This is a genomic window from Hamadaea flava (assembly GCF_024172085.1).
In the GTDB taxonomy this organism is placed as follows: Bacteria; Actinomycetota; Actinomycetes; order Mycobacteriales; family Micromonosporaceae; genus Hamadaea; species Hamadaea flava.
Map to the genome: position 1 here is coordinate 8,392,015 of NZ_JAMZDZ010000001.1, position 19,460 is coordinate 8,411,474.

General features: G+C 69.7%; 25 protein-coding genes. 11 read left to right on the plus strand and 14 right to left on the minus strand.

Going from position 1 to position 19,460, the window contains the following annotated elements:
- The first annotated feature begins 5 nt into the window (after nucleotides 1–5).
- Nucleotides 6–1,079, plus strand: coding sequence for a LacI family DNA-binding transcriptional regulator (locus tag HDA40_RS39175; RefSeq protein ID WP_253763133.1), 1,074 nt, complete (start codon nucleotides 6–8; stop codon nucleotides 1,077–1,079).
- A 57-nt stretch (nucleotides 1,080–1,136) separates the two neighbouring features.
- On the opposite strand, the gene HDA40_RS39180 is transcribed toward HDA40_RS39175, so the two are convergent.
- Together HDA40_RS39180 and HDA40_RS39185 are read right to left on the minus strand one after the other, a co-directional pair.
- Nucleotides 1,137–2,129 carry a hypothetical protein gene (locus tag HDA40_RS39180; RefSeq protein ID WP_253763134.1) on the minus strand — a complete coding sequence of 331 codons (993 nt, stop codon included), beginning with the start codon at nucleotides 2,127–2,129 and terminating at the stop codon, nucleotides 1,137–1,139.
- Nucleotides 2,130–2,195: 66 nt separating this feature from the next.
- On the minus strand, nucleotides 2,196–2,741 hold the full coding sequence (locus tag HDA40_RS39185) for a phosphoribosyltransferase (RefSeq protein ID WP_253763135.1): 546 nt from the start codon (nucleotides 2,739–2,741) through the stop codon (nucleotides 2,196–2,198).
- 141 nt (nucleotides 2,742–2,882) lie between these two features.
- Here HDA40_RS39185 and HDA40_RS39190 point away from each other — a divergent pair, with 141 nt between their 5' ends.
- From HDA40_RS39190 to infA, 4 genes are all read left to right on the plus strand, one after another.
- Nucleotides 2,883–3,392: a DUF2231 domain-containing protein gene (locus tag HDA40_RS39190; RefSeq protein ID WP_253763136.1), complete on the plus strand. Its 510-nt coding sequence runs from the start codon at nucleotides 2,883–2,885 to the stop codon at nucleotides 3,390–3,392.
- A 30-nt stretch (nucleotides 3,393–3,422) separates the two neighbouring features.
- Complete coding sequence (locus tag HDA40_RS39195; protein WP_253763137.1) at nucleotides 3,423–3,761, plus strand: TfoX/Sxy family protein; 339 nt, start codon at nucleotides 3,423–3,425, stop codon at nucleotides 3,759–3,761.
- Between the two features lie 193 nt (nucleotides 3,762–3,954).
- The gene (locus tag HDA40_RS39200) at nucleotides 3,955–4,737 is read left to right on the plus strand and encodes a GNAT family N-acetyltransferase (protein WP_253763138.1); all 783 of its coding nucleotides are present in this window, start codon (nucleotides 3,955–3,957) and stop codon (nucleotides 4,735–4,737) included.
- 60 nt (nucleotides 4,738–4,797) lie between these two features.
- Nucleotides 4,798–5,022, plus strand: a complete 225-nt coding sequence (gene infA, locus HDA40_RS39205; protein ID WP_253763139.1) for a translation initiation factor IF-1 — start codon at nucleotides 4,798–4,800, stop codon at nucleotides 5,020–5,022.
- Here infA and HDA40_RS39210 read toward each other — a convergent pair.
- Together HDA40_RS39210 and HDA40_RS39215 are read right to left on the minus strand one after the other, a co-directional pair.
- A complete protein-coding gene (locus tag HDA40_RS39210; protein WP_253763140.1) occupies nucleotides 5,019–5,816 on the minus strand; it encodes a hypothetical protein in 798 nt (265 codons plus the stop codon). The two genes, infA and HDA40_RS39210, sit on opposite strands and share 4 nt — an antisense overlap.
- Before the next feature lie 89 nt (nucleotides 5,817–5,905).
- Nucleotides 5,906–6,274 (minus strand): helix-turn-helix domain-containing protein, encoded by a 369-nt coding sequence (locus HDA40_RS39215; protein ID WP_253763141.1) that lies wholly within the window; start codon nucleotides 6,272–6,274, stop codon nucleotides 5,906–5,908.
- 153 nt (nucleotides 6,275–6,427) lie between these two features.
- On the opposite strand from HDA40_RS39215, the gene HDA40_RS39220 reads away from it, so the two are divergent.
- Nucleotides 6,428–7,060 carry a ClpP family protease gene (locus tag HDA40_RS39220; RefSeq protein WP_253763142.1) on the plus strand — a complete coding sequence of 211 codons (633 nt, stop codon included), beginning with the start codon at nucleotides 6,428–6,430 and terminating at the stop codon, nucleotides 7,058–7,060.
- On the plus strand, nucleotides 7,057–7,662 hold the full coding sequence (locus tag HDA40_RS39225; RefSeq protein ID WP_253763143.1) for a ClpP family protease: 606 nt from the start codon (nucleotides 7,057–7,059) through the stop codon (nucleotides 7,660–7,662). Before HDA40_RS39220 ends, HDA40_RS39225 begins: the two co-directional genes overlap by 4 nt.
- A 50-nt stretch (nucleotides 7,663–7,712) precedes the next feature.
- Here the strand turns inward: HDA40_RS39225 and HDA40_RS39230 are convergent, their stop codons facing one another.
- From HDA40_RS39230 to HDA40_RS39240, 3 genes are all read right to left on the minus strand, one after another.
- Nucleotides 7,713–8,255 (minus strand): hypothetical protein, encoded by a 543-nt coding sequence (locus HDA40_RS39230; RefSeq protein WP_253763144.1) that lies wholly within the window; start codon nucleotides 8,253–8,255, stop codon nucleotides 7,713–7,715.
- Between the two features lie 149 nt (nucleotides 8,256–8,404).
- Entirely contained in the window at nucleotides 8,405–9,469 is a 1,065-nt protein-coding gene (locus HDA40_RS39235; RefSeq protein ID WP_253763145.1) for a dipeptidase, read from the minus strand.
- Nucleotides 9,466–10,764 carry an amidohydrolase family protein gene (locus HDA40_RS39240; RefSeq protein WP_253763146.1) on the minus strand — a complete coding sequence of 433 codons (1,299 nt, stop codon included), beginning with the start codon at nucleotides 10,762–10,764 and terminating at the stop codon, nucleotides 9,466–9,468. Before HDA40_RS39240 ends, HDA40_RS39235 begins: the two co-directional genes overlap by 4 nt.
- 94 nt (nucleotides 10,765–10,858) lie before the next feature.
- Between HDA40_RS39240 and HDA40_RS39245 the strand changes: the two genes are divergently transcribed.
- Both HDA40_RS39245 and HDA40_RS39250 read left to right on the plus strand, forming a co-directional pair.
- Nucleotides 10,859–11,602 (plus strand): IclR family transcriptional regulator, encoded by a 744-nt coding sequence (locus HDA40_RS39245; RefSeq protein ID WP_253763147.1) that lies wholly within the window; start codon nucleotides 10,859–10,861, stop codon nucleotides 11,600–11,602.
- Nucleotides 11,599–12,501: an ornithine cyclodeaminase family protein gene (locus HDA40_RS39250; protein WP_253763148.1), complete on the plus strand. Its 903-nt coding sequence runs from the start codon at nucleotides 11,599–11,601 to the stop codon at nucleotides 12,499–12,501. Before HDA40_RS39245 ends, HDA40_RS39250 begins: the two co-directional genes overlap by 4 nt.
- 25 nt (nucleotides 12,502–12,526) lie before the next feature.
- On the opposite strand, the gene HDA40_RS39255 is transcribed toward HDA40_RS39250, so the two are convergent.
- Nucleotides 12,527–12,982: an ester cyclase gene (locus tag HDA40_RS39255; RefSeq protein WP_253763149.1), complete on the minus strand. Its 456-nt coding sequence runs from the start codon at nucleotides 12,980–12,982 to the stop codon at nucleotides 12,527–12,529.
- 160 nt (nucleotides 12,983–13,142) lie between these two features.
- Nucleotides 13,143–13,613: an Rv0361 family membrane protein gene (locus HDA40_RS39260; protein ID WP_253763150.1), complete on the minus strand. Its 471-nt coding sequence runs from the start codon at nucleotides 13,611–13,613 to the stop codon at nucleotides 13,143–13,145.
- Nucleotides 13,614–13,940: 327 nt separating this feature from the next.
- Between HDA40_RS39260 and HDA40_RS39265 the strand changes: the two genes are divergently transcribed.
- On the plus strand, nucleotides 13,941–14,702 hold the full coding sequence (locus tag HDA40_RS39265) for a hypothetical protein (RefSeq protein WP_253763151.1): 762 nt from the start codon (nucleotides 13,941–13,943) through the stop codon (nucleotides 14,700–14,702).
- Between the two features lie 82 nt (nucleotides 14,703–14,784).
- Here the strand turns inward: HDA40_RS39265 and HDA40_RS39270 are convergent, their stop codons facing one another.
- The 3 genes from HDA40_RS39270 to HDA40_RS39280 are packed head-to-tail and all read right to left on the minus strand — an operon-like array spanning nucleotide 14,785 to nucleotide 16,627.
- The gene (locus tag HDA40_RS39270) at nucleotides 14,785–15,534 is read right to left on the minus strand and encodes a hypothetical protein (RefSeq protein ID WP_253763152.1); all 750 of its coding nucleotides are present in this window, start codon (nucleotides 15,532–15,534) and stop codon (nucleotides 14,785–14,787) included.
- Nucleotides 15,531–16,421 (minus strand): ABC transporter ATP-binding protein, encoded by an 891-nt coding sequence (locus HDA40_RS39275; protein WP_253763153.1) that lies wholly within the window; start codon nucleotides 16,419–16,421, stop codon nucleotides 15,531–15,533. The genes HDA40_RS39270 and HDA40_RS39275 overlap by 4 nt, the downstream gene beginning before the upstream one ends.
- Nucleotides 16,418–16,627 (minus strand): PLDc N-terminal domain-containing protein, encoded by a 210-nt coding sequence (locus tag HDA40_RS39280; RefSeq protein WP_253763154.1) that lies wholly within the window; start codon nucleotides 16,625–16,627, stop codon nucleotides 16,418–16,420. The genes HDA40_RS39275 and HDA40_RS39280 overlap by 4 nt, the downstream gene beginning before the upstream one ends.
- A gap of 274 nt (nucleotides 16,628–16,901) precedes the next feature.
- Here HDA40_RS39280 and HDA40_RS39285 point away from each other — a divergent pair, with 274 nt between their 5' ends.
- Entirely contained in the window at nucleotides 16,902–17,375 is a 474-nt protein-coding gene (locus tag HDA40_RS39285) for a cupin domain-containing protein (protein ID WP_253763155.1), read from the plus strand.
- A gap of 67 nt (nucleotides 17,376–17,442) precedes the next feature.
- Here HDA40_RS39285 and HDA40_RS39290 read toward each other — a convergent pair whose 3' ends face one another.
- Nucleotides 17,443–18,096, minus strand: a complete 654-nt coding sequence (locus HDA40_RS39290; protein ID WP_253763156.1) for a response regulator — start codon at nucleotides 18,094–18,096, stop codon at nucleotides 17,443–17,445.
- Nucleotides 18,097–18,098: 2 nt separating this feature from the next.
- Complete coding sequence (locus HDA40_RS39295; protein ID WP_253763157.1) at nucleotides 18,099–19,370, minus strand: sensor histidine kinase; 1,272 nt, start codon at nucleotides 19,368–19,370, stop codon at nucleotides 18,099–18,101.
- Nucleotides 19,371–19,460 lie beyond the last annotated feature (90 nt).

The following is a 19,460-nucleotide window of genomic DNA, read 5'->3' on the forward strand; positions in this document are numbered from 1 at the left end:
CGCGGATGGCAGAGCCCCGCCGGCACACGCTGCGGGACATCGCCGCGACGTTGAACCTCTCGGTCAACACCGTCTCGCGCGCCCTTTCCGGCAAGGACGGCATCAGCGACAGCACCAGGGCGTTGGTCCAGGCCGAGGCCGAACGGGTCGGCTACGTCCCCAACGCCCTGGCGCGGTCCCTCGTCCTGGGCTCGGCCACCACCATCGGGCTGGTCATCACCAACCCGTCCAACCCGTTCTACGCCCAGCTGATCTCCACTGTCGAGGTACGCGCCCGCCGGCACGACTATTCGCTGCTGCTCGTCGTGACCGACGAGTCGGCCGACAACGAGATGCGGGCCGCCGAGTCGCTGCTGCGGTCCTCGGTCAGCGGCGCGATCGTCGTCCCGGTCCAGGTCAGCGCCGATCCCTGGCGACGGCTCGGCGCGGCGGGCGTACCCACCGTCCTGCTCAACCGGGATCTGCCGGAACTCGGCTTCCGCTTCGTCGGGACCGACAACGAGCTGGGCGGCTATCGGGCCACCGCGCACGCGGTCCTGCGTGGTGCGCGGTCGATCGTCGTGCTCGAGGAAGACCTGCCGATCACGACGATCGCGCACCGCATCGCCGGGTTCCGCCGGGCGATGACCGAAGCCGGACTGCCGATGCCGCGCGGCAGCGTCATCTCCGTCCCCACCCCCCGCTACGACCAGGCCGCTCTGCCGTGGCAGGCCGAACAGGCGTACCAGGTGGCTCGCAAGCTGCTGCGGCGCGCCAAACTGCCGGACGCCGTCATCGTCGGCAACGACTACTTCGCGCTCGGCCTCTACCGCGCGCTCGAGGAGCACGGGCTCACCGTCCCGGACGACATGATGGTGATCGGCTTCGGCGACTACCCGTTCGCCGGGTTCCTGTCACCCGCGCTGACCACCGTCCGGCTGCCCGCCGAGCAGGTCGGCACCATCGCCGTCGACCTGCTCGTCGAGGAGATCACCGGCGCGCACAGCGGACGCCCGCTCAAGCAGCTCATCGCGCCGGAGCTGGTCGAGCGGGCGTCCACCGCCCGTGCGGTCCGCGGCCTCGCGGCACTCAGCAGATGAAGGCGCTCAGCAGATGAAGGCGCTCAGCAGATGAAGGCGCTCAGCAGGTGAAGGCGCTCAGTAGGTGATGAAGCCGTAGAGCGCCTTGTGGTTGGACTTGGTCGAGGTCACGGTGTGCCCGACCGGCGACGACTGCACCGTACCCCGGACGAACAGGTAGTCGATCTTGCTCGATCCGTTGGTCGCGCCGGTGCCGTACCCGGTCATCCCGTAGCCGCTCATGGTGCTCGCCGGAATCCCGGTGCGGTTCGCGTCGATGCCGACGATCCGGATCGTCGAGGCGTGCAGCAGCGTGATCGCGTCCGCCCCGAGGTGAATGCCCGTGCCGCCGAGGCCCGTGTCGCCGTCGCCCGCGCAGGCGTTCTGCCGGTTCTCCTGCGGCAGGTGCATCGTGGCCACGAAAACGCTGGTTCCCGTGTCCTTCAGGGTGAATCGCGCGGCGATCGCACTCGTGCGCTTCCACTTGTACGCGTAGGTGCTGCCGTCGTCGGCGTTCGGCGGCTTGTAGAGCGTGCACCCGGCCCCACCGGCGTACGCCGTGCCGGGCTTCAGCCAGCCGGCGCTCCAGTACTTGGACACATCCGTCAGCGTGAGCCGCGCCGAGTTGTAGACGATGGCGTTGGTCTGCTTCTTCTTCAGATCGCCCAGCGACTGGTCGCTGCAGTTGTGCGTGGAACCCCACGGCTCCGGGTCGTCCCAGACCACGATCGCCTTGAACGTGCCCGCCGCGAGCCCGAACTTGGCCGACAGCTGATCGGCGTACGCGCTGGCCTGGCCGGTGCCGCGCACCTGCTGAACGATCAGGACGTCGGGAGCCTTCACCCCGCTGGTGCCGGTCTGCCCGGCGTCGTCGACGAGCATCGAGGTGAGCTGGTCGGGGCCGGAGATCCGGGTGCACGACCCGTCCGCGTTGTTGACCACCAGGTTCTCGATGTTGTTGTTGTAGACCCGTAGGACGCGGTCGGCCGCGTGCGCCGGGACCGGGTACGCGAACGTGACGGCCAGCGCGGCGGCCGCGACCGCGAGCCGGACCGGAGCAGAAGCGGACATGCGGCCATCGTGCTCCCAGTGTCTACAACGGAGCTACAGCCCGGCCACACTCCGGCACGCACACCATCACTGCGTCAGCGGCAGTTCCGCGGCCTGGACCAATGCGGACACCGGCGGCAGCAGCTGTCGGGTGGCGTCGGACAGCTGATCCACCATCAGCGAAAGGCCGACGAGGTTCGCGCCCAGCGCTCGGGCGAGGTCACGCACCGCGAGGGCCTGGCTGCCGGTTTCGGCCCAGTCGTCGACGAGGACAGCGATGTCGTCCGGGCCGAGGCTGTCGCGCCGCAGAAGCAGCTCGTGACGATTGCCGCGGTAGTCAGGCCCGGTGGCGGCGGTCAGCTTCGGACCGGGGAACAACGCCCCGGGCTTGCGTACGGCGACAAACCCGGCGCCCAACTCGACGGCGACGGCCGCTCCCAGAAGGAAGCCGCGCGACTCGACCCCGAGCACCGCGGTCACACCGCGGTCGCGGAAGGGCGCCGCCAGTCCGCCTACCACGGCTGCCAGAGCTGCCGGGTCGCGAAACACCCGCCACATGTCGGCGTGCCCGTCCTGCCATCGGAAGTGCTCCAGCAACGCTCGGCGCGCCGCCGCCACCGCAGACCCGTCCACGACCAGATCATGACTGCCTGCCGGAGACTTCGTCCACCGGATTCTGAGCCCATGTGTCCAGCGCTCCATGGGGTGTAGAGGGGGCCGGGCGGGGTAGTTTTGGCTGGTCGGACACGTCACACCGGTTCGGAGGTGGGTTCGATGCAAAGCCGCGCCAAGATCATGGGACACGCGGTTCATCCGCTTCTCATCGTGTTCCCGCTCGGACTGCTGAGCACGGCTGTCATTTTCGACATCATCTATCTGTTCAGTGATCGACCCAGCTTCGCGCTCGCCGCGGCGTACGCGATGGCCGGAGGCATCGTCGGCGGACTGATCGCGGCGGTGTTCGGGCTGATCGACTGGACCGGCATCGAGTCCGGCACCCGGGCGAAGCGGATCGGGGCGGTCCACGGGCTCGGCAACGTTCTGGTGGTCGCCTTGTTCGCGGTGAGCTGGCTGCTGCGTACCGGTGGCGACCAGTGGCAGCCGGGTGTATTGGCAATGGTGTTCAGCTTCGCCGGACTCGCCTTGGCCGGATTCACCGGCTGGCTCGGCGGGGAGCTGGTCGAGCGGCTCGGCGTCGGGGTCGACGAGGGCGCGAACGCCGACTCGCCGAGCTCCCTCTCACACATGCCGGCTGGGCACACGCCCGCCCACGTACGCCACTGATCTGTCGGTGGCCGCTGCGATGATGGGCTCATGGCGTACGACAAGGATCTGGCCGAACGCGTCCGCGAATTCGCGCAGAGTGAGCCGGGCTGGTCGGAGAAACGGATGTTCGGCGGCCTGGCCACGCTCGTGGACGGCAAGCTGGCGCTGGCCGTGAGTACGCACGGCGGCCTGCTCGTCAACGTGGCCGGTGACCAGGCCGAGGCGGCGCTCGCCGAGCCCGGGACTGAGGTCGCCGTGATGGGCGGGCGGGAGATGCGCGGCTGGGTTCGGGTGGACTCCTCAGTCTGCGCGGACGACGCCGCCCTCGAACGATGGGTGCGTCGCGGACTCGTCGCCGCGCGCGCCCGGAAGGCGTCGCGGCGATAGGGCGCCGGACACAGTCGCTTGGCGGTGGGACGGCCGGATCTGGTAGCGTGCACCAGGCCGTGAGTCAACTAAGGAGGTGAGCCCCCATGAACACTGCATCCATGCGGGTGCTCCCCCAACCGTCACGGTCGGGCGACTGACATAGGTGTCGCCGGGAGCGCTTGCGATCAGGCGTCTCCGAAAGGACGAACCTATGTACCCAACGCATTTCGCCCGCAATGCCGGCGAACCCACAGCGCAGATCATGCGGATCTCCGACCGGCACTGGCATGCCTTGGCGGACGACGAGGTCGTGGGCCGGGGCGAAGCCTCGCCGAGACCCGACGGGCGGCTCTTCCTCAGCATCGACGCGTGGCACGACGCGGTCTTCGATCAGCTCGCCCAGGCGATGCTCGCCGGCCTGCCGAAGCCGCTCTTCACGATCGTCGACGAGACCGACCACGCTCTGAGAGCCCAGTGGGACCGGGCCGGCTTTTCGACCGGCCGTCGCGAATGGGAACTTCTGCTGCCCAGTGGGCCGCATCACGCCACGCCGCCGCCGGAGGTGAAGATCATCGGCGTCGGGCGGGCGGAGCGGGACCCGCTGCGCGAGCTGGACCGGGCGATCCGAGCCGAGGTGGAAGCGAGTGCCGGCTGGCACACGATGCCGGCCGAGGTCCTGGTCCGGCTGGACGATGCGACGGTCGTGGACCCGGCGAAGTACGCGGTGGCCGCGCAGGCCGATCGGTACGTCGGACTGATCCGACTGGCGCAGATTCCCCGGCAGCCGCGGATCGGCCTGATCGCCGTACGCGCCGACCAGCAACGGCGGGGCATCGCCCGGGCGCTGCTGGCCCACGTGCTGGATTCGCTGCACCGCGTCGGCATCCATTCCGCAAGTGCCGAGGTCGATGACCGCAATCTCGCCGCGATGACGTTGTTCGAGAGCCTCGGGGCCACTCGGGTCGGCCGCAACCTCGAGCTGGTGTGCCGCTGACGACGACAGCTCCACCGCCCTGCACATGCCCCTGCACCACTACCGACAGGAGAGTCGATCATGCCTAGAGTAGCCAAAGGCATCGAAATGGAAGGCGTAGTCCTCGAGTGTCTGCGCAACGCGAACTTCACCGTGGAACTGAGCAACGGGCACAAGGTCCTGGCGCACATCAGCGGGAAGATCCGCAAGAACTACATCAAGATCCTGCCGTTCGACCGGGTGCTCGTCGAGCTGAGCCCGTATGACCTCAGCCGAGGCCGGATCCTGTTCCGCTACCGCAACTAGTAGCGGGCCCGATAACGGTCGTACTCGTCGTCGTCCTCCTCGTCTTCGTCGTCGTTGCGACGGCGAAGAACCAGCCAGAGGAGTAGACCACCGACGACGACCAACGCCCCGGCGCCGCCGAAGATGAGGACGGGCAGCGAGTCCGAGTCCTCGTTTTCGGCGACCGCCGCCGCGTCGACGGTGGTCGTGGTCTGGCCATCGGCCACCGCCCCGACCGCCTCCGTCGGCAGCACGCCGTCTTCCGTAGGAGCCGCGCTCGGCGTACCGCTGCGCTTCGAGGACTTCGGCGTGGCCTTTGCCGAAGCCGTCGCCGACCGTGCCGCCGACGGCGAGCTCGATCCGGACGCTGTCACTCTCAGCGTTATGGGGGCGGTGTTGTTGTTGTGGTTCGGCTCCGTGTAACCGGCCGCCATGATCGTCAGCTTGCTGCTGCCGGTCGAGGTCGGGGTGGCCAGCATGACGACCTGGAACGTCAGTTCGTGGCGGCCCTGCGTCACGGAGTCCAGTTGGCAGCGCGCTTTGAACGTGCCCCAGTATTTGCACGGTGACGGGTAGACCTTGATCGGCACGCCCGCCGGGAACGCGACATCCAGTTGCACCACCGGCGGCGTTCCCGAGATGGGTGCGGACGCCTCGAAGGCGATGGTCACCGTGACATCCCCGCCGGACTTTCCGGAGGCGGTCGCCGGGATCGCCTTCAGATCGACGTCATCGGCGTACGCCGGCGCGGCACCGATTCCGGCACCGAGCAGGGCACCTGCTGCCACCACCGTGATGGCCTGGCGAACATTCATCTGCGCCTCTCCGCTCCAGCGACGACGGAGGCTAGCACGTTCGCGACTCGGCCATAGGGGTCCGGTTGAGGGCGGAGCGTTTGCTCAGCTCAGGCGGCGAGCGCGTACGCCGTGCGGCAGGTGGGTCCGGCGGGAAGGCTGCTCCGCAGGTTCTCCGCGATGGCGGACGCCACGTCCACGAGGGTCGAGTCCAGTGCTCCGGCGACGGCGGCGATCATCTCGCTGGACGGTTCCTTGATGCCACGTTCCATCTCGGAGAGGTACTGGGGCGACACCCCCGCCCGTCCGGCTGTCTCGGCCAGAGTCTCCCCACGTTCTTGCCGAAGAGAACGGAGATGGTCGCCGAGTACGTGGCGCCACAAGGGCTCGCGGTCACGCCGTCCGGCCTGGCGCGGTCGAGTAGACGGCTCCCGCGCACCGTCGGGGGAGGGGTCGTACGTCAGGGATGTCTGAGCCACGTCTCATGGTAAGGCGACCAGGCCGCCGACAACGGGCTTCTCCGCTCACAGCAGACAGCCGCCGTGCCGGGTCGCCGTTTTCGCTGCTGTGAGTGGATCTGCCGACGGCAGATAGTGCGGTACGCGGCCGCCGCCCGCAGGCAGGGTGGGTGCATGAGCGATGAACAGAAGCCTCCGCAGATGACCGAACGCGTGCGGCGTGAACTCTACGAACACCGCGTCCTCGTGCTCGACGGATCACTGGACGACGACAATGGCACGTTGCTGACGACGCAGTTGATCACCTTGGCGATGGCGGATCCGACCACCGACATCGCGCTGTGGATCCACTCGCCCGGCGGATCGGTGCCGTCGATGCTCGCGATCCGGGACGTCATGCGGCTCGTTCCGTGCGACGTGTCCACGCTGGCGCTGGGCATCGCCTACAGCGCCGGCCAATTCCTGCTCTCGGCCGGGACTCGCGGCAAGCGGCGGGCGATGCCGCACGCCCGGGTGCTCATGCATCAGGGCTCGGCGGGCATCGCAGGGTCGGCGGTCGACGTCGAGTTGCAGGCCAACGATCTCCGGCATACGCGCGACACCGTGCTCGGGTTGATCTCCGAAGACACCGGCCAACCCGTCGAGCGGGTTTTCGAAGACTCGCTGCACGATCGCTGGTACACCGCCCAGGAGGCGTTGGAGTACGGATTCATCGACGCGATCGTGGAGACGTTCGACCAGGTCGCACCGCAGGGGCGCCGCCGCTACGTGGGCCTGGGCGCGTTCGAGGAAGGTGCCTCCCGATGAGCAGCTACATGATCCCCAACGTCATCGCCCAGCACCCGCGGGGCGAACGCATCATGGACGTCTACTCGCATCTGCTGACCGAGCGAATCGTCTATCTCGGCACGGCGATCGACGCGGGCGTCGCGAACGCCCTGGTGGCACAACTGCTGCACCTGGAGGCGGACAATCCTGAGCGCGAGATCCAGCTCTACATCAACTGCGAGGGCGGCGACCCCAGCGCGATGCTCGCCGTGTACGACACGATCCGCTACATCCGACCTCGGGTAGCGACGATCTGTATCGGGCAGGCCATCGCCGTCGGGGCGGTGCTGCTCGCGGCCGGCGCGCCGGGCAAACGCGCCGCGCTGCCGCATGCCCGCATCGTGCTTCACCAACCCGCGGCGCAGGGGCGTGGCGCCATCCCGGACCTGATCCTGCAGGCGGACGAAGTGGTCCGCGTCCGGGCCGACATCGAGGATATCCTCTCCCGGCACACCGGGCAGAGCCCCGCGACGCTGCGCGCCGACACCGACCACGACCGCGTGTTCACGGCCGCCGGTGCACAGCAGTACGGTCTCATCGACGTGGTGATCGAGGAACGGCAACTGGCCGTAGCCGCCTGAGGCGGGGCGGCCGGGAGGTGCGATCCTCCCGGCCGCCCCGACCGCGTGGTTCAGCGCGTGCCACCCCAGGTGGAGGTGTTGCCCGCGCCGGAGGACACGAGGTCGGCGAACGTGCCGGTGCTGCTGGTGCTCGACGTCCAGTCGCTGGACGACGACGCTGTCTCGTCCGGGTCCTGCTTGCCCCGCCAGCGCGAACCGCTGAACACGGCCATCAGCAGGACGCCGCCGAGCACCGCGATGACGCCCGAGGTCAAGGGGCCCAGCAGGGACACGTCGTAGCCGAACAAGCCGTTGCGGACGCGGTCGAACGCGTCGAGGCCAGTCTTCGGGGCGAACACCAGCAACGCGGTGCTGCCCAGGTAGAACAGCGCGACGACGAGCGGCCCCACCGGCGAGATCCGCAGGCAGGCGATCAGGCCGACGACGACCCCGACGCCCACGAACGCGGTGCCGGCAAGCGCCAGCGTGCTCGTGTGACCCGCCAGCGAGCCGCCGGCGGTTAGGTCTTTCATGACTGCCTGGCCGTACGCCACGGCCGCCCAGCCGAGCGGGGCGATCACCACCCCGGCGAGCAGACTCCACAGATGGCGCATGCGAGATACCTCCAACGCAGCCGTGTGATCTTCCGGCGTCATCCTGCCGGAGGCCGCAATTCGCGTCAACACGACAATTGCCGACGTTTACGTGTCACGCCCGTGACATCCAGCGGCTGACGGGCCCGGTCGGGTGACGCTTTCGTGGCTCAAGCGGTCCAGACGCGGTCGGCGTACGCGAGGAAGTTGCGACCCATGATCTTGTCGATCCGTTCGTCGGAGAAACCGCGCTGGGCCAGCAGTTCGATGAGCCGGCGGAACTGGCCGACGCCGCGCAGGTCGACGACGAACGGGTAGGTGTCGGCCCGTTCCCCGGCCGCGCCGACCCCGGCCGCTTTCCGTTGCGCGACATGCTCGGCCAGCCGCGACTGGTACGCGTCGAGGTCGTCGATCGACGTGACGGAGCCGTCGGTGCCGATGCCGACGTGCTCTTCTCCGCACACGTTCACGGCGTGCACGATGTGCTCGACGACGTCCGCGGCGCGGGCATGGCCGGTCGGGTGGACGAACGGCATGAAGTAGATCCCGACGAACCCGCCGGACTCGGCGACCAGCCGCAGTTCCTCGTCCGTCTTGTTGCGGGGCAGGTCGACCAGCGCCCGGCAGCCGGTGTGGTTGATCGACACCGGCAGCTTCGCGAGCCGGATCGCGTCCAGGCAGGTGTTCTCGCCGCTGTGCGACAGGTCGACCATGATGCGGCTGTCGCACAGGGCTTCGACGGCTTCCCGCCCGAACGGGGTGAGCCCGCGGTTGTCCGGGGCCATCGCACCGTCGCCGAGTTCGTTGGCCTGGTTGTAGGTCAGCTGGATGACGCGTACGCCGAGATCGCGGAACTGGTGGACGCGGCTGAGGTCGTAGTCGAGGGCGACCGCGTTCTGGAAGCCGTAGACGACGCCGATCCGTCCGTCTCGGTGGGCCGCGCGGATGTCGTCCGGGGTCAGCACCTTGACGAGGTCGTCCGAGTGCTCGGCGATGATCCGGTCCCAGACCTCGATCTCGCGCAGCGTGTGCGCGTACGGCTCGGCGTCGCCGATCGTGTAGCCGAGTGTGATGGTGACGGCGGTCAGGCCGGAGTCGTGCGCGTCGGCGATCGTCCGCTCGTCGACCGTCAGGTCTTCGCTGTCCTGCACCAGCTTGTGCGCGGCGGCCAGCGAATGCGGCGCGTTCGGGTTGTCGAGGATGCCGAGCGCGTTGATGATCATGCCCGTGGTCATGCGGGAGCCCCCTCGTACTCGGCGCGGTCGAAGCGGCGGCCCCGCTTGACCGTGCAGACGACGCGACCGAGGTTGTCGATGTCGGCGATCGGGTCGGCGGCGAGGACGACGAAGTCGGCGAGCTTGCCCGCCTCGACGGTGCCCATGACGTCGGCCGCGCCGAGGCTCGCCGCGCCGATCGCGGTGGCGCTGCGGATCACGTCGGCCGCCGGGATCCCGCACCGCTTCACCAGGTACGCCAATTCGCTGTGCAGGGCCGGAAGGGGCTGCGACGGTTCGGTCTCGTAGTCCGTTCCGGTGCTGATCGGCACCCCGGCCCGGAAGGCGTCGCCGGTCAGCTTGGCGGACAGCCGGTCGTTGGCCAGCGCCCGCTCCTTGCCTTCGGTGTCCTCGGCCTGATCGGCCAGCCACAGCCACATCCCGGCGGTCGCGTCGAGGATCGTGCCGTGTTCGCGCATCGTCGCGTACAGGGCGTCGAGGCGCGGGTCGCCGTCGCGGGCCAGCCGGTCGAGGTCGAGCACCGGCTTGGTCTTGTAGGACGACAGCGGCTCGTCGGCGGTCTGCTGCGCCAGCAGCGTCACATGGGAGACGGCGTCGACGCCGGCCGCCACGACCTCGGCCGGGCTCGCCGGGAAGACCGCGGCGTGTGCCCACACCATGATCCCCTGGCGGCGCGCCTCGGCGACGATGGCCGCCACGGTGTGACCCGGCAGGTCCGCGTACACCTTGATGGCGGTGGCGTGCGTGCCGCGCGCCATCGCGACGGCGAGCGGGAGGTCGGTGCTTTCGTCGATCGCCTGCATCCACGGGACTTGGCCGGGGGTCTCGCCCTGGGAGACCTGCCAGGTCCGCGGGTCGTCGAAGAAGCCGGGACCGGCCATGAGCGCCGCGTAGTGGATGTCCGGCCCGGCGATCTCGCCGACGCGGGTCGCGCGGGCCAAGTCGCCGACCTGGCGCAGGTCGTCGGCCATGTCCCGGATCGCGGTGATGCCGCTGTAGAGCTGGCGGCGCAGGGCCGCCTCGGCGACCGGCCGGTTGGGCGGGGTCGCGAGGTGCTGATGCGAGTCGATGAGGCCGGGCACCACGAACCGGCCCGCCAGGTCGACGACCTGCGCGCCCTCCGGCGTCTCGACCTGCTCGTCCGGGCCGACCCGCGTGATCGTCTCGCCGTCGACGACCACGGTGGTACGCGGGCGCGGCGCGTTCTCGGTGCCGTCGATCAGAGTGGCGCCGCGATAGACGGTCACCGAACCGGTGGCCGGTGGGGCGTACGGGGTCGGCGCTGGCTCGTCCATCGACTGACTCCTTGATGCGGCAGCCATGTTACAACAGACGTAACATGTGTATCGTTTAACGCAACATCGTGCACTGTACCGCAGGAGGCCGCCCGTGCCGAGATCCGCCAGCTCCGCGGTCGACAAGGCGCTGGACCTCGTCGAGGCGGTCGCGCGCGCCGACCGGCCGCAACGGCTGGCCGACCTGGCCCAGGCCGCCGGACTGCATCGAGCGACCGCCTATCGCGTCCTGCTCGACCTGGTCCGCCGGGGCTGGGTCATGCGCGTCGGCGAGCACTACCTGCCCGGTCCGTCCGCGATCGGCCTGTCCGCTGCCGCGGCCGATCACTCGCTGACCGCCTTGTGCCGGCCCGTCCTGGCCGACCTCGCGACGCGTACCGAGATGATGGTCAACCTGCAAGTCCTGGCGGCCGACCGATCCCGGGTGATCGACGTCGTGCGGCCCACCCGGCTCGACATGATCAGCGACCTGCTCGGCGAGCACCTGCCGGTGCACCGGTTCGCCGGCCCGCTCGCCCTCGTCGCCGCGCTCGACGGCCCGGCCCGCGATCCATACCTGGCCGTCGCCCAGGAACAAGGCCATGACCGGGCCGACTTGATCGCCGACCTGGAGCGCGTACGCGCCGACGGGTTCGCCGTGGAACGCGGGCGCAACGACAAGCTGATCGCGTCGATCAGCCGAGCCGTCGTCGCCGCCAACGGGCGGCCCCTCTGCGCGGTGACCGTCGTCGGCCCGGACGCCGAATTCACCCCGTCCCGGCTGCGGCAGCTGCGGCTGGACCTCACTGCGGCGACCGCCCGGGTCTCCGAGGTCTTCGGAGAGGTGGCGGACCGATGAGCGACCTGGTGGTCCTCGACAAGGCGCAGACCCGAGCCGCGCTCGACCTGCCCCGGGTGCTCGACGCCGTCGCCGTCGCGCTGATCGCCCTCAGTCGCGGCGGCGTGTCCGCCCCTCCTCGGATCGCCGCCCTGGCCCCGGCCGGCCTGCTCGGCGCGATGCCCGCGTACGTGCCCGGACTCGGGCTCGCCGCCAAACTCGTCTCGGTCTTCGGCGACCCCGAGCACCCCGGCCGCAGCCGGCATCTGGGTCTCGTGGCGCTGTTCGACGAGCACGACGGACAGCCGCTGGCGGTGCTCGACGCCGAACCCTTGACCGCCGTACGCACGGCCGCGTCGGCGACGCTCAGCCTGCGCGTACGCGCCCGCCCGCCGGGTCGCATAGCGATCGTCGGCACCGGCGTACAGGCGAGCGCTCAGCTCGCCATGCTGGCCGCCGTCGAACCACACATCCCGGTCGTCGTGGCCGGACGCGACGCCGCTCGCGCCCGCGACCTGGCCCACCGGCACCCCGATGCCACGGCGGCATCCATCGAGGACGCCGTACGCACCGCCGACGCCGTGTTCTGCTGCACCGGCGCCCGGGAACCCGTACTGCGCCGGTCGTGGCTGGCGCCGGGCGCCCATGTCAGCTCGGTGGGCGGCTCCCACGGGCACGAGTTGGACGCCGACACCGTCCGCGACGGCCGGCTGTACGCCGAATGGGCGGGTGCCGCCACCTCGGCCCCGCCCGCCGGCGCGTACGAGCTGCAGGGCGTAGACCCGGATCGGGTGGTCCTGCTCGGCTCCGTGCTCGCCGGTGATCACCCGCCGGTCGACGACGAACTCACGGTGTTCAAGTCGACCGGGCACGGAGCGCTCGACGTGGCCGCCGCCGTCGTCGCGTACGCGGGTGGCTGACGGCCTCACCATCCAGGGTGGCCGCTCACATCGCCAGGCCGGACTCGTGCCGGCTGCCGGACTTCGCCACCTCTTCCATCGACGGGATCACGCCGAGCTGCGTCAGCGCGCCCAGCAGGTCGTAGTTGACCCACTCCTCGACGATCCGGTCGCCTTCCCACTTGTCCATGATCAGACCGGTCATCACGTAGCTCTTGCCGGTCGGCGGGATGCCCCGGAACTCGTTGCGGGCGGTGCCGCCGCACGTCCAGCGGGCGCAGGTCAGGTCGCCGTCCATCAGCACTTCCTGGACGTCCATGTGCAGATCCGGCTGTGCCGTGCGCAACTCGGCGACCTGTTGCTTCATGCCGGCGATGCCGTCGATCGGGAAGCTCGGGTCGTGGAACGAACAGTTGCTCGTGTACACGTCGTCGCAGATCTCCAGGTTGCCCTTGTTCCAGAGTTCGTCGGTCAGGTTCCGGACGATGTCCTTGTGATCCATCGCGTGCCCCCTCACGCTCTGCCGGCGTCCGCGTTGAGGACGCCATACCTCCAGCTCAGCCCGGTTGCGGCGGCCCGTCAAGGGACCTTTGGCAGGTCCTTGAGCCGGCCCGGGACGGCGCCCGCCGGCAACCGGGATGACCGGCGCGGCGGGGCGCAAATCAGAACGGGTTGCTGCACACCTTCCAGGTGCCCGCTTCCTTGGCCATCACGATCACGGTCTGCCGGGTGCCGCCGCCCGCCTCGGTCAGGGTCGCGGTCACGGTCCCCGTGGACACGCCGTTGACCGTGCTCACGGAAACGCCGGTGATCTTGTGATCCTTGGTCCGCCCGCGTTGTTCCACGCCCGCGGTGAACTGGCTCTGGGTGGCCGTCGCCTGCATGTCCTCGCAGAACATGGCGTACGCCCCGGCGTCGTCGCCGTCTTCCACCTCGTCGAGGAACGCGACGGCGGCGTCCCGGGCGGGGGCGAGGGCGTCCTTGACCGTGTCGAACAGCTTGTAGCCGCCGAAGGCGAGACCGCCGCAGCAGAGCGCCAGGACCAGGCCGACGCCGATCAAGACGCGCGGCAGGGTGAAGAGGCCCTTCTTAGCCGGTGGCGGAGGGGTGTAGGGCGCCTGCGGAATCGTCATGATCACACCATAGGAGGCGCGAGCCACCCGTCCTGGGCTACCCGGGACGGGAACAGTCTACTGTGGATGTTAGAGGGGTCACCGTGCTCCCGGCCACATCGCGCAGGTGATCAAGGCTGTCTGGATTACGAGGTGTCGGCCCGGCTGTCCACCGGATTACTGCCCACTTGAGGACATCTGGGGCCGTTCAGAGGTTCACGGGGTGCCTGCCCGTTTTGGGGCCGACTGCCATGCCGTTCCATCGATACCGAACTCGGACTGCGCCACAGTGACCCGCGCCATTACTGGTCGGTAGCAACCGCCGGGAGGGCTTCCTACGGTGGGTGCATGCGCTACGACAACGACGTCAACGCCAAGCGCCGCGCGATTCGTGGCCAGGTAGTCAACTTCGTCCGTGCCCACCTCCTCACCCCGCGTCGCGCCGCGACGTACGGCCTGGTCGCGGCCGTCGGGACCGGCGCTCTCCTCCTTGCCGCGGGCCACGACAACGGCGCCGCCGCCACCCCGACCGGCGCCGCAGCGGCCGCGGTCACCCAGGCTTTGACCCACCGGACCGACAACCTCACCGCCGACCGTGCCGCAGCGGCGTCCACCACGACGGCGAAGTCCGCCAAGGCGAAGACCGAAGCCATCCTCAACACCGAACCGGTCGCCGGCCTGGACAAGACCCAGATGAAGAACGCCGCCCTGATCGTCAAGGCGGGCCAGGACCTCGGCATCTCCGAGCGGGGTCAGATCGTGGCGGTCTCCACCGCGATGCAGGAGTCCAACTTGTACAACCGGGCCAGCTACGTCGTGCCCGAGTCCCTCAAGTACACCCACCAGGGCACCGGCTCCGACTACGATTCGGTCGGCCTGTTCCAGCAGCGCTACACGACCGGCTGGGGCACCGTGAAGTCCATCATGAACCCGTCGGAGTCGGCCAAGAGTTTCTATCGGGCCCTCCAGCACGTCGACGGCTGGCAGCAGATGCCGATCACCGTCGCCGCCCAGACCGTGCAGGGCTCCGCGTTCCCCGACGCCTACGCCAAGCACCAGGGCAACGCCACCGCAGTGGTCAAGACTGTGAACGCGACCGCCAAGCACTGACCCACCCCGCGAATCGCCGAGGGCCGCACCGACCGGTGCGGCCCTCGATTCGTGGGCCGGCCGGGCCGACCTCGGGGGCCTTCTAGACCTCGCGCCGGTCACCCAGCAGGACCGCGCCGCCCAACGCCGCCGCTGTGAGCACCACCGTAATCACCAGGCCGGGCAGGAAGTCGGTCGCGGGCCGCCCGGCGGTCAGGTCCGCCAACGCGGTCAGCAGGCCGGTCGGCAGCCACCGGCTGATTCCGGCCAGACCGCCGGCGACGCCGGTGAGCAACAACAGCACCAGCGCCACCCCGGCCGTGGGGAGGACTCCGCGGACGAGCGCGGCGACGAGCGCCACCAGTGCCACCGCGAAAGCCAGGAAGACCGAGCCGTACGCGACTCCGATGAGCATCGATCCGGCCGGCGGGGCGCCGATCAGGACCGCCGTCTCGTACCAGGCGCAGGCCGTCCCGAGGGCGAACCCGCCGACGGCGGCCGCCGCGTTCACCGCGTACGCCGTGAGCACGACCGGCCGCACGCTCGTCAAGCGCGTCCGCAGGAAGACCGACATCTCGCGGCGGGCGTCGAACGCCAGCGCGGAGGCCGCCACCATGGTGACGACGAGCAGGCCGATCTGCGACGCGTTGCCGACGAACTGGGCGATGCCGTCGGCCGGAGTCGGCTCGGGGAAGGTGACCTGGACGCCTTCGGTGCCGACCGCCCGCAGGATCTCGCCGACGTATCGGGCGGTCAGCGGACCGGTCAAGCCGAAGAACGCGTACACCGCGAGAATCGTGAGCAGACGCCGAGTCCGCGCCAGCCGTAGCCACTCCAACCGCCACAAGGTCACGACATCAACTCCAGGAACACGTCTTCCAGATCGGCTTCGCGGGGTCCGAGGCTGATCACTTGAGCTCCGGCGGCGGCGAGCACTCCGGCCAGGTGGGTCTCGGCGTCCGTCACGGTGCGTACGCCGACGAGCAGGCCACCGGCCTCCGGACGGACGTCTGTCACCCAGGGCTGGTCGCGTAGCCGTGCCTCGACCTCCGGCACGCCGCCGCGCAGCCGGACGCGGTACGCCGGAGTGGCCCGGCCGACGAGCAGATCTTCGACGGTGCCCTGGAATAGCAGACGCCCCTCGCGCATGATCCCGATGCGATCGCAGACCTCCTGGACGTCGGCCAGGATGTGGCTGGAGAACACGACGGTCGCCCGGCCGCGCAGCCGGGCGATCAGGTCGAGCACCTCGCGCCGTCCGATCGGATCGAGCGCCGAAGCCGGTTCGTCGAGCAGCAACAGTTCGGGGTCGCCGACGACGGTGGCCGCGAAGCCCAGCCGTTGCAGCATCCCCCGGGAGTAACCGCCGACCCGGCGATCGGCGGCGTCGGCGAGGCCGCTGTCGGCCAGGACGGCGTCGGCGCGTTCGGCGGTGACCGGCCGGCCATCGGGCCCGGCGGCCAGATGCGCGGCGAGCAGGACCACTTCGCGACCGGTCAGCCATGGGTCGAACTGCGGAGTGTCGGGCAGCATGGCGACCCGGCTGCGGGCGGCGGACACGCCGATCTCGCCGCTGGTCGGCCGGCGCAGACCGGCCAAGATGCCCAGGAGCGTCGTCTTGCCCGCGCCGTTCGGGCCGACGAGCCCGTACACCGATCCGGCCGGCACGCTCAGGTCGACCCCGTCCAGCGCGGCATGCGTACCGTAGCGCTTGGTCAGGCCCGCGGTGTGGACGATCATCGCGGGTTCCGGCCGACGAGCAGGTAGACGATGCCGCCCACGGGGATCGAGATCACGCAGATGACAGCCCAGGCCCATTTGGGCAGGTAACGCACGTCTGTCCGGGACAAGTCGTACAGGCAGTAAGCCACGAACGCCAGGCCGAGCAGGATCAGCGGGGCGAGGGCGGCGACGGGAAAGCCGCTGTCGGCGGTCGGCAGGCTCATGGCTGCCATCATCGCGCCACTTGCGGGAGATCCTTCCTCCGGCCCGCCCGCCACGCCCAGGTGTTCCCCGCGGCCCGAGCTGGCCGGCTCTCCTGTTCGGGCCGGTCATGGCGGGGAGGATCAGGTCGAAAGTCCCGTCCGGATAGGCCGAAACACCGTCCGTGCGGGGCGGTCGGCGGCGCATCCTGATCGTAGGCATCGGTCACGAAAGCGGAGCAAAGCCGCACCGTCGGAGGTGACGGGACGGGCCGTGACATTCGGAGGGAGGGTCGCGATGACGATCATGTCGCCTGCAGCGCCGATGGAAAGCCTCGTCGGGTTGCGTCCGGAACAGATCGACGCGCAGCCGTGGCGGCCGGTGGCCGGCTGCGGCGGAGTGCGCGTGAAGGAACTCGGCCGCCACGGCGACCTGGTCTACGAACTCCTCCGGTACGACGACGGCGCGATGACGCCAGGCGACCCGCACCTCGCCGCCGACCAGCACATCTGGGTGCTGGCGGGGGAGGCCGAGGTCGCCGGGCACAGCCTGCCGTCGGGTTCGTACGCGTACGTGCCCGCAGGCGCACCGCACCCGATCCGTGCGGTCGCGGGGACGGGGTGCGTGCTGCAGCAGACTCACGTGCCAGTCGCGTCGCGGGTAGCGGAGGAGCCGGTCATCCATCCCGGGCGGCTGAGCGAATCGACCATTCAGCAGTACGCCCAGCAGGTCGCGGCCATGGTGCACGCGGTCGACCGACGTCACCGGTAGGACGGCCGGTCTGCGACGGCTACCTACCCCGGCAGATCCGACCCACGGAGCCGCCGGGGTAAATGCATCAGGTCGCAGGGCGGATCACGCCTCGCTCGTACGCGTATACCACCGCGTGGACGCGGTCCCGCAGCTCCAGTTTGGACAGTATGCGGCTGACGTGCGTCTTGACGGTCCCCTCGGTGAGGAAGAGCGCCGCGGCGATCTCGAGGTTGGACATGCCCTTGGCGACCAGGCCCAGCACCTCGCGCTCCCGTTCGGTGAGACGGCCCAGATCGGCCGGGGGCGGTGGTTCGTCGCCGACCCCGACGTAGCGCTCCAGCAGCCGGCGGGTGGCCGACGGAGCGACAACCGCCTCGCCGCGGGCGACGACGCGGACGGCGGACAGGAGGTCGTCGGCGAGGGTGTCCTTGAGGAGGAATGCGCTCGCCCCGGCCCGCAGCGCGGCGTACACGTATTCATCGAGGTCGAACGTCGTGAGGACCAGGACGTGGATGTGCGGGACCTGCGCCCGCAATTGGCGGGTCGCGGCCACGCCATCCATGTCCGGCATGCGTACGTCCATGAGGACCACGTCCGGGTTCAGGTGCAGGGCCAGGTCGACGGCCTCGCCGCCGTCGCCCGCCTCACCGACGACCGACATGTCGCCGGCGTTCTCCAGGATCATCTTCAGCCCGGTACGCACGAGCGCCTGGTCGTCCGCGATCAGGACCCGGATCATCGTCACTCTCCCCGCGCCGTGCGCTGCCGTGGCAGCCATGCCGTGACCCGGAAACCGGTCTCGGCGTGGCCTGCCGTGAAACGGCCGCCGAGCAATTCGGCGCGTTCGCGCATGCCCCGCAGGCCCGCGCCGCCGGTTATCAGCTTGCTCGACGAGCCGTCGTCGGCGCAGACGACCGTCACGCCGGTGGGTTGATAGATCACCTCGACGCGGGCGGTGGCGCCTTGGCCGGCGTGCTTGACCGTGTTGGTCAGAGCTTCCTGCACGATGCGGTAGACAGCCAGGCCCACGGCCGCCGGCACGGCGCCGCGCTCACCGCTTTCCGAGAAGTCCACCGCCACACCCGCCGCGCCGAGTTGGGCCACCAGCTTCGGCAGCGCCGCCAGGCCCGGTGCCGGGTGCCAGCCGGAGTCCGGGCTGACCGCCCCGAGGACCCTGCGCATGTCGGCCAGCGACTCCCGGCCGGTCTCCACGATTGCCGCCAGCGCCGCCCGGGTGTCCCCCGGTCGATGGTCCAGCGCCGCCACGCCGCCTTGGGCCTGAACCACCATCACCGACAATCCGTGCGCCACCACGTCGTGCAGCTCACGGCTGATGCGGTCCCGTTCCGCCGCGACCGCTAGCGCGGCCTGCTGGTGCTGCGATCGCTCGAGGTCGTCGGCCCTTGCGCGCAAGGCTTCCAGGTACGCGCGGCGGTTGCGTGAAGCCGCTCCGGTGGCCCAGGCGGCCAGGAGCAGCGACCCCAGCAGCGACAAGAGGCCGGCCTGATCCATCATGAAGATCTTGGGGGTGATGACGAGGACGGGCTTGTCCGGCTGCGGTTCCTTGATGGAGGTGTAGGTGACTTCGGACGCCCGGGCGTTCTTAGCGTCCTGTTCCACGCTGAACTTCCACAGCATGAAGGTGCCGACTGCCACCAGGGCCACGATGCCCAGGGCGGCGAGCGAAAGTCCTCGGGGCCGTAGATCGGCGACCGTGTAAAGCACTGCCGCCGCGGTCAGGTCTACCACCATGATCGGTGCCCCGAGCAGGAGGTGCACGACGGCAGTCGCGATGCTGAGGCAGAGCATCGACAGTGGGGCGATACGCCGTAACGCGAGGGCGACAGCGGCGGCCAGGGTCGCCAGCCACCAGATCCACAGTGGCTGGTTCCATTTCTCATTCGTCAGGCCGTTGAGCATTCCCAAGGGGGAGTTCACCACCGTGGAGACGGCGAGGAGGATCACGGCAAGTCCTACATCCGTCCACACCCGACGATGCTCCGATGTGTTCATGGTCATCGCAGCATACGTCGGCAATGCCTCATCTGAATCTGTCGCAGGATGGATGTATGCCACGGTCCGCGTACATCCATCGGCGGAGGG

Coding starts and splice junctions, on each gene's coding strand:
- HDA40_RS39175 (WP_253763133.1), top strand. CDS start 6: ATGGCAGAGCCCCGCCGGCACACGCTGCGGGACATCGCCGCGACGTTG.
- HDA40_RS39180 (WP_253763134.1), bottom strand. CDS start 2,129: ATGTCCGCTTCTGCTCCGGTCCGGCTCGCGGTCGCGGCCGCCGCGCTG.
- HDA40_RS39190 (WP_253763136.1), top strand. CDS start 2,883: ATGCAAAGCCGCGCCAAGATCATGGGACACGCGGTTCATCCGCTTCTC.
- HDA40_RS39195 (WP_253763137.1), top strand. CDS start 3,423: ATGGCGTACGACAAGGATCTGGCCGAACGCGTCCGCGAATTCGCGCAG.
- HDA40_RS39200 (WP_253763138.1), top strand. CDS start 3,955: ATGTACCCAACGCATTTCGCCCGCAATGCCGGCGAACCCACAGCGCAG.
- infA (WP_253763139.1), top strand. CDS start 4,798: ATGCCTAGAGTAGCCAAAGGCATCGAAATGGAAGGCGTAGTCCTCGAG.
- HDA40_RS39210 (WP_253763140.1), bottom strand. CDS start 5,816: ATGAATGTTCGCCAGGCCATCACGGTGGTGGCAGCAGGTGCCCTGCTC.
- HDA40_RS39220 (WP_253763142.1), top strand. CDS start 6,428: ATGAGCGATGAACAGAAGCCTCCGCAGATGACCGAACGCGTGCGGCGT.
- HDA40_RS39225 (WP_253763143.1), top strand. CDS start 7,057: ATGAGCAGCTACATGATCCCCAACGTCATCGCCCAGCACCCGCGGGGC.
- HDA40_RS39230 (WP_253763144.1), bottom strand. CDS start 8,255: ATGCGCCATCTGTGGAGTCTGCTCGCCGGGGTGGTGATCGCCCCGCTC.
- HDA40_RS39235 (WP_253763145.1), bottom strand. CDS start 9,469: ATGACCACGGGCATGATCATCAACGCGCTCGGCATCCTCGACAACCCG.
- HDA40_RS39240 (WP_253763146.1), bottom strand. CDS start 10,764: ATGGACGAGCCAGCGCCGACCCCGTACGCCCCACCGGCCACCGGTTCG.
- HDA40_RS39250 (WP_253763148.1), top strand. CDS start 11,599: ATGAGCGACCTGGTGGTCCTCGACAAGGCGCAGACCCGAGCCGCGCTC.
- HDA40_RS39255 (WP_253763149.1), bottom strand. CDS start 12,982: ATGGATCACAAGGACATCGTCCGGAACCTGACCGACGAACTCTGGAAC.
- HDA40_RS39260 (WP_253763150.1), bottom strand. CDS start 13,613: ATGACGATTCCGCAGGCGCCCTACACCCCTCCGCCACCGGCTAAGAAG.
- HDA40_RS39265 (WP_253763151.1), top strand. CDS start 13,941: ATGCGCTACGACAACGACGTCAACGCCAAGCGCCGCGCGATTCGTGGC.
- HDA40_RS39275 (WP_253763153.1), bottom strand. CDS start 16,421: ATGATCGTCCACACCGCGGGCCTGACCAAGCGCTACGGTACGCATGCC.
- HDA40_RS39280 (WP_253763154.1), bottom strand. CDS start 16,627: ATGAGCCTGCCGACCGCCGACAGCGGCTTTCCCGTCGCCGCCCTCGCC.
- HDA40_RS39285 (WP_253763155.1), top strand. CDS start 16,902: ATGACGATCATGTCGCCTGCAGCGCCGATGGAAAGCCTCGTCGGGTTG.
- HDA40_RS39290 (WP_253763156.1), bottom strand. CDS start 18,096: ATGATCCGGGTCCTGATCGCGGACGACCAGGCGCTCGTGCGTACCGGG.
- HDA40_RS39295 (WP_253763157.1), bottom strand. CDS start 19,370: ATGAACACATCGGAGCATCGTCGGGTGTGGACGGATGTAGGACTTGCC.